We start from the raw sequence: 7,365 nt of genomic DNA, 5'->3' as shown, positions 1-7,365 counted from the left end.
GGCCAACATTCAGATTATGTTACAACGAATACAGCCATCAAGCCAAATCTAATTCCAAAACACGCTCTAAACGTACCGGGCATCGTCGGCATGGGCAAAGCGGCCGAGCTGGCTCCAATCACTGACGGGCAGGAAATCCAGAGAATTACGTCTCTTCGAGACCAATTGGAAAGCGAACTGCTACAAATTCCGGGTACGTCCATAAATGGCGATCAGGAACAGCGGCTTTACAACACGACTAATATCTGTTTTGAAAACTGCGACTCTGACGCGCTGATTATGGGTTTGGAGGGCATTGCCGTCTCGAACGGGTCAGCCTGCACAGCCGCCAGCATCGACCCGTCGCACGTATTGCTAGCGATGAGCCTGACCGAGCAGGAGGCATTCTCTTGTCTGCGCTTCAGCCTAGGCCGGTTCAATACGGAAGCCGACGTAATAGCTACGGTGAATTCGGTAAAGGGGAGCGTGGAAGAACTTAGGGCGTTGGTTTAGCCATGATGTTTAACTATTCCCTCAACAGGTCGAACAAACGGGTGTTAATAAACAACGTTTCCTTCCACTTCTGTTCGGAGCGTAACAAACCAAGCTTTTCGACCGTACGCAGGTATTTAGAGGCTGTTCGCCGGTCAACCGCTAACCGTTCAACAACGTATTCAATCTTGCTATAGGGATATAGAAACAGTACCTCAACTAGTTCTTTGCTGTATACATTAGGAGCCTCGCGTCGTATCTCTTCAGCTGTCCGGTCAAACAGCGCCTGGATGCTCAGAATCTGTTCTATTGTCTGTTGGGCGGTTTCTTCGACTGCCCGCAACATAAACAAGATCCAATCCGTCCAATTCTGATGCGTACGTACTTCCTGTAACAGCCGGTAGTAGTCAGCCTTATGGCTAATGATGTAGCCACTTATATAAAGAATCGGTTCGGTCAACAGGTCCTGTAAGATTAAATACAATACGTTGATAATACGTCCCGTGCGGCCGTTGCCGTCGTAGAATGGGTGAATGCTCTCGAACTGGTAATGCTGAATCGCTAATTTGATTAGAGGAGAAACGTCATCTTCTTCATCCGAATTCAGATATAGCTCCAGATTACGCATCAATGTCTGAAGCACGTCTGGGTCATCGGGTGGTGTGTAGATCACTTCGTTAGTGCGGTCATTACGTAGCGCCGTACCGGGCAACCGTCGAATGCCCGCTTGATTGGCTTCCAATTTCTGCTGGATAGCTATGACTGCGTTAGTACTCAGAAAACCGCGTTCACGAACAAAGCGAAACCCGGTATATAGGGCCTGACGATAGCGCAGCACTTCTTTGGTGGCATTATCCACCAGTCGCCCTTCGGTTGTTAGGGCCTGGTACAATCGGTCGCTGGTGGTGATAATATTTTCAATTTCCGAACTGGCTTTGGCTTCTTTAAGCACCAACGCATCAACCAATATAGCCGGATTAGGTAGCAGACGCGTCAACCCTTTCAGCTCGGCCAACGCCCGAACGGCCCGACTTTCCTGCCGAAGAATAGGCAAACTCTCAATTTGCTCACGCGAGGGTGGTAATAGTGGGAGTTGGTTACAGGGCTGATCAAGTCGCAGATTTATCATGTACAAAAATACGCCTTTTTTGTACATGATAAATCGTTCGTGTACATTTCATGTACATGACAGTTCAAATTTTCACGACGTATACAGAACCTTCAGCACGACAAGTACCGGCGTATCACCAATTTTAAACGGTTCCGCATCGAGCGGAGTAACATGGTATGGGGCAAAGACTGGGATCTGATTTTCCCTATCTCGCAACTTCATCAGGGGTACGTAGAGCTGGCGACTAATTAAGTGTTCTCTCCCTAGGAATGTCTACCAAACAACATCCACGAAAGCAGAGGCCGTAATGTCAGGATCATTGGTAATAACAGGAATACTAAATAACCTGCCAGTGGCCGCGATAAGCCGGTCGTGTAATTCTGGGATGTCAGCCATCGGAAGGCTTGCCTCAATAACGTCCATCGTGAGTGGTTCAAACCGGTACGAAGGGTACTTATCGATGTGTTGCTGTAAATCGGACAGGGATACGTCAATGCGCCCTTTTGCCGACAGAAAGCTTATCTCAACAGCAACGAAGGCCAGGATCATTATCGACGAAAGGCCAAGGTCGGCAGACTGGAAAAGTTGCTTAACTCGCAGAGGCAGCTTTCGCTTACTCAGATACAACACGATGGCCATTGTATCAGTGACATACTGACTCATTCTTTAGGGTATCGCTGATAAAAGTCCGCAAACTCGTCTTCAAGGTGTTGCTGTTCATGAGCGTTCAACATACTCAACTCCTGCCGTATGCTATCTACGTCGTAAGATTGCTGCTCTATCACCCGGCGACGAAGAAACAGCACAAAATCGGCCACCTCACTAAGGTATTGCTGAGGCAGTCCTTTGATACCCTCTACGATTGGTTGCTCAAAATTGGGTGCTGTGTTCATTGCGCTGTTCGGTTAACTATCAGCAAGATAACGAAATCTGAGGCTTGTCAGTTGTTTGGCCAGAGTTTGCAAACTCGTCTTCAAGGTGTTGCCGCTAATAAGCATCTCGCAGACTTAACTCGTATTGAATGCGTTCTACATCGTACAACTGCTTTTCCATAGCCTAACACTGGATGTATGTGACTAAATTAGCCACCTACCTGAAACACACACTCAATGTACAAATGTTCGCTTATGCCTTTCAGAGGGGTTAAAAGCAGCCTGTTTATCACTCGTACTGTTAAGTAGTGACAGGTTTTATATGCTTGTCATATTCTAAACCATGATCTTTATACACTTTTGTCAACTCGCTTTCAACTGCATGCTTCTTTGATAAATCACCTAGTAGATAGAAAAATAGAGATTTTTTAAGTCTTTTATTTTTAGTCTCAATAGTTGACCCGATCCAAAACACATAACGCCATATCGGACCATTTAAATTGAAGTCAATTTTTGGCGCATTTATCTTGAAAAATTGCAACTGGCCATCATCCTTGTACTTCTTATAGACTTGCGCAAATAAGAGTTGGCCCTCTGGACGTAAAAGTACAGTTCCACCTGAATCATGATTTCTTCTAATGTCTTCTGGAACCTGCTCGCCCTTAATAAATGAAGATATATACGGAAACATCTCAAAGAATTCATCCCAGTAGCTTTTTAGATCCAGCCAAAGATTATCTAGAGTATCGTCACTTGGCCTTTTGATTACTCCACCTTTATATAAATCTTTGGAATTCACCACTACTTCGCTAATCTTGTTCAAACAGACAAGTGTAGTAAAACTAGTCACATCCGTAGTTGGCAAATTAAAGCCCTTATTAAGATCTTTTTTTTCACTTTTAGCTGTAGTTGATAATGCTTTCTCTTTGCCGAATATTTCATAATTTTCAACAAGGCGTCTAGTTAGAATTGCAGCAGCATCATCCTCTTCAAGTATAATCTGCTCTGCGGGTTTAATTTTAACAGCGTATCTATTTAAAACAGTGAATAACCGCCTTGTTCTTTCCTTAAGTTTTTCAGAATGAACTATAAATAGTAGTGCAATCTCATCATTGCCTATTTCCTGATTAGTTTCGTAAGCAGATCGTAATCCTAATAAACGATGTTGACCATCTAGTACAAAAATTTCTTCTGAACCTGAAAGGGTTAATACTCCTAGCTTATTTTCAATAAATTCAAAACTCTCATCATCTAAAATTTCATTTTCAACTCTGAAATGAGTTTCAAGGTCAAAATCAGACCAAATCGGATCTCCCTTATGTATGGCTACTACCAATGAGCTAAAGAATCGCTCTGGCATAGTTAAAATATAGTTCTTTATTTTTTCGATTCTTTTTTTATCATATTCACGTTGAAGTATCTCGTTCAATTTCCTAGAGTATAATTCTTGGGATTCTGGAACGGTAATAACGCGATTGTATTCTACGACATCCTTAACTTTCATCACAGTTGAGAAATATGTCCACTCGCCGAAGCTGCCTCGAAGGCAAGGAAGATGAATCGTTTTCATATATGTTTAATTGTACAAGCTTCGGCTATTTTGAGCTTTTTTCGCTTTGAACTTATTATTGAGTGGTGGTACGACATTATCATATATATTAGACTCTATTGCGTCTATTTCAGAGTCTGTCAGGTTTAGGTCAAAAAAATAAACCCAAGTCTTACCAGGCCACAAGTTCGTTAGTAGTTGAATATTTCTACGTTTATTCTTATTTCCTATAGCTGTCTCATAGTCGTAGAAGCGTTTAAAAAACGTATTATCCTCAGTTACGCGGCCAACGTATACAAAATAGTTCACATTAGGTATGAATGGGCACTCTGTCTCTACAAAGAAGAAGTATATACCCTTCTTATTTTTCAAAGTACCAAGATTACTCCGTATGTTTTCATCGAACTGAATCTTCACGGGACTCACCAAATTTGACAACAAAGTAGTGTCTAACTTAGGCCATAATCCAAAATGCAATAGAAATGGAAGCTTGTAAATCTTATCTGGGTTAAGAGAAACGAGTTCCATCTGGCTTAGTACTGGCATATATAACAGCTTTTGTCATCTATTTATTAAACCGTTCTAACTTAATCAACTCTCCACGTTTGAATTCTTTTAGACTCGTCGCGGCTTGGCCGGAGTCGATTTTTTCCATGTTGCGAGCGAGCGACAGCCCTTCTTTTTCGCTGTAGCCTAGAAAGCGGGTCATCATCTTGAGGTTCCGGTTCTTGATATTCAGCAAGAAAACGTTGGCGCAATTGGCGGAGAAATCGATGTCGGTTTGGATGAACTCGTCGATTTGTTGCGAGACGAGAACCACCATCACCCCCTTTGAGCGAATTTCGCGGAGCATCGTATCCAGAATAGCGCGGGACTTGGGTTCCTTGAAAATGTTGTGCGCTTCGTCGATCAGGAAGACATATCGGATGGCCTGTAGCCGGTTACCGAACTCGTCGGTCTCCACAGGGGCATCGTCCAGGTTCATGAACGTATTGTGGATGTAGTTAATCATCAGAAACGTAGCCGTAAACCGGACGGCATCATCCAGCCCGAAACCTAAGCTGATGTAATAGTTCTGATTGAGGAAACTGTTCTTCGCGTCGGTGGTGGGGGCAAACATATCCAGCTCGGTCAGGCTGTCCATAATCTGCGTCAGCGTACCCGGCCGCCCCCCGGTAACCTCGCGCAACTGCTCGTTTACGTCACTTAGAGATGGGTACTCACCGTTCTTTTTTGCATCGAACGCGGCTTTTGTAGCTTCCTTCAGTTGTTGCTGTTGCACCGGCCCCATGCGCGATGCGTATTTCATCACGATGTCGACAAACTTGCTGATACCCAGCGTTTTGTTCTTGCTGTTCACATTGTCGATAAACGACAATGGGTTGAACGGAAACGGCGTCTGAGGTATGTCGACGTAGTGAGCTTTCGTAGCATCGAAAAACGGTTGCCGACGGGGTCGGTCACCGGGCTGCATCCCCTTGAAATCGAAGTAGATAAAATTCACCCCGCCGTTAGATGCAGTCACAATCTGTTGCAACAGGCTGAGGGCAAACTGCGTTTTGCCGCTGCCCGACTCCCCCGCCACCGCAATGTGCGCGTTAGCGTGCAGGTCTACGTCATTCAGTATCGCCGTCAACTGTTCGCCGGTCTCGATATCGTAGCCGATAGTTATGCCCAGCCGCCCGGTGAAATAACCTTTGCGGATGGCCTGATTGTTATTCGAGACGGAAGTCAGCGGTACGTCGGCATCTTCGATGGCTTCGATACCCGTTTCTACCTCATCGAACAGAAAATCGAGACCGGTGTAGGTCTTGTTTTGCTGGAACAGCTTATCCATCATCTCCAGCCCGTTGTCGAGGTGCATCTTGATATACTTGCCCAGGTTACCGTCGGTGCCGGGGATCTGATAGTGCTGACATACCAGCGCAATGTAGAACTGCCGGTATTTGCCCAGCAGAATCTGATCAGTGTATTCCTTGCCTTTACTATCCTGATAGTCGGTTTCAAGACTGAGCCGGTTACCTTTCGAGATCGAATACGCGAGCGCAATCCGGGCTACTACGTTTTCGCTCAGGCGAGTAGAACCGCCAATTCGGTTCGTCAGGTCAGTAACGCGCTGGCGGTTAGCCTCCGACGTTTTAATATTAATCTGCATTAACGGCGTACAATTCGGTATAGGTGTCGATAAGGGCATTGGGGGCACAAGCGCGGAACTCCGATTTGTCGGGGTGAACGTTGTGAATCAGGTAGGCCTGCGCCACGCGGGGAAGCAATAGCTTGTACTCGCGCTTGGTCATTTCCTTGTTGATGAGCGGGAATAGAATGACCTGATCGGCGATGTTGGGGTAGAAGAACCGGATAATGTTCTCGGCGTGCTGCTCATCAAACTTCTGCATCGGCGAGTCGATGAATACCGGGAACTCAATCTGCGATTCTTCAACCAGGCCACGCAGTAGTGCTGTTGCATACATCTGCTGCTCGCCCTTCGAGAGTGAATCCTTCCGAATTTTCAGATCGGCTTTGTTGTACAGGTCGATCTCAATGTCTTCCCCGTAGATGTTGACGTCGACCCGGCTGATGAACTCTTTTTTGTGCATCAACTGAGTCAATCCCTGCAAAATCTGGGACTCAAGCGACTTCTTCTTATCGGTCTTGAAGCGAGTAATAAATTGCTGTAACTCAGTAATCAGCTTTTCCGACTCTTCGTATTTGCCCCGGTGTTCCTCGCCGACCTTAATCTTTTTCGTGATCTCGCTGATCTGTTTCTCAGCGTTCGCTTTCCGGTCGTCGCACTTACCGATGGACTTGTAGAACTCAGCAATCTGGTCGTCAATCTTGACAACGCGCAGGTTCAGATCATCGCGCTTGAGCCGGTCGGCCGCCAGCATTGGGTCTTCCTGATTGGAGTCGGCCGCTGCCAGTCGTTTTTTTGCCGCTGTCAGTTGGTTTTGCAGTTGAGTGCGTCGCTCGTTGAGCGTGCGAAACGAAGCCCGAAAGTCCTGTTTCAGATCGGCCAAGAAACCGTTCAGTTGCTGCGTTTCCGATGACGAGAAATCGTGCAACAGCTTGAAGTCATCGGGTAAATCAGGTGTTTCGGCGAAAAAGTGCCGTTTAATCAGGTCTTTTACCGTATCGTGGTAAAAGCGGTGTACGGAAGCCGGCACTACTTCCTTCAAGGTACGCTCAGCCGACAGCAAATCCGTCAATACCTGATCGGTTCGTTGCTCAACTTTCTCCTGCCTCTGTAATGCGTTTTTGTAATTAGTTTCATCAGCGACCTGCTCAACGACTTCCAGCATTCGCCCACCCGCTATGATAAACGGGATCTTTTCAAACGAATCACGAAAGTCATTTTGCAGCAG

At 45.8% G+C, this 7,365-nt stretch carries 7 protein-coding genes; 1 reads left to right on the top strand and 6 read right to left on the bottom strand.

Going from position 1 to position 7,365, the window contains the following annotated elements:
* The coding region (locus tag ACYVAD_RS14695) for an aminotransferase class V-fold PLP-dependent enzyme (RefSeq protein ID WP_461140256.1) at window positions 1–492 on the top strand (492 nt) is incomplete at its 5' end.
* Window positions 493–505: 13 nt separating this feature from the next.
* Here ACYVAD_RS14695 and ACYVAD_RS14690 read toward each other — a convergent pair.
* The 6 genes from ACYVAD_RS14690 to ACYVAD_RS14665 all read right to left on the bottom strand — a co-directional run bounded on the left by ACYVAD_RS14690 (window position 506) and on the right by ACYVAD_RS14665 (window position 7,302).
* Window positions 506–1,600, bottom strand: a complete 1,095-nt coding sequence (locus ACYVAD_RS14690) for a Fic family protein (protein WP_461140255.1) — start codon at window positions 1,598–1,600, stop codon at window positions 506–508.
* Window positions 1,601–1,855: 255 nt separating this feature from the next.
* Window positions 1,856–2,245, bottom strand: a complete 390-nt coding sequence (locus tag ACYVAD_RS14685; RefSeq protein ID WP_461140254.1) for a PIN domain-containing protein — start codon at window positions 2,243–2,245, stop codon at window positions 1,856–1,858.
* Window positions 2,242–2,475, bottom strand: coding sequence for a hypothetical protein (locus tag ACYVAD_RS14680; protein WP_461140253.1), 234 nt, complete (start codon window positions 2,473–2,475; stop codon window positions 2,242–2,244). Before ACYVAD_RS14680 ends, ACYVAD_RS14685 begins: the two co-directional genes overlap by 4 nt.
* Before the next feature lie 280 nt (window positions 2,476–2,755).
* A complete protein-coding gene (locus ACYVAD_RS14675; protein ID WP_461140252.1) occupies window positions 2,756–4,024 on the bottom strand; it encodes a DNA sulfur modification protein DndB in 1,269 nt (422 codons plus the stop codon).
* Window positions 4,025–4,568: 544 nt separating this feature from the next.
* On the bottom strand, window positions 4,569–6,158 hold the full coding sequence (locus tag ACYVAD_RS14670) for a DndE family protein (protein ID WP_461140251.1): 1,590 nt from the start codon (window positions 6,156–6,158) through the stop codon (window positions 4,569–4,571).
* Window positions 6,148–7,302, bottom strand: coding sequence for an AAA family ATPase (locus ACYVAD_RS14665; protein WP_461140250.1), 1,155 nt, complete (start codon window positions 7,300–7,302; stop codon window positions 6,148–6,150). The genes ACYVAD_RS14670 and ACYVAD_RS14665 overlap by 11 nt, the downstream gene beginning before the upstream one ends.
* Window positions 7,303–7,365: the final 63 nt, after the last annotated feature.

The organism is Spirosoma pomorum (assembly GCF_054776615.1).
Note: the sequence above shows the minus strand (reverse complement) of the source record. Positions and strands in the feature narration are given on the sequence as shown.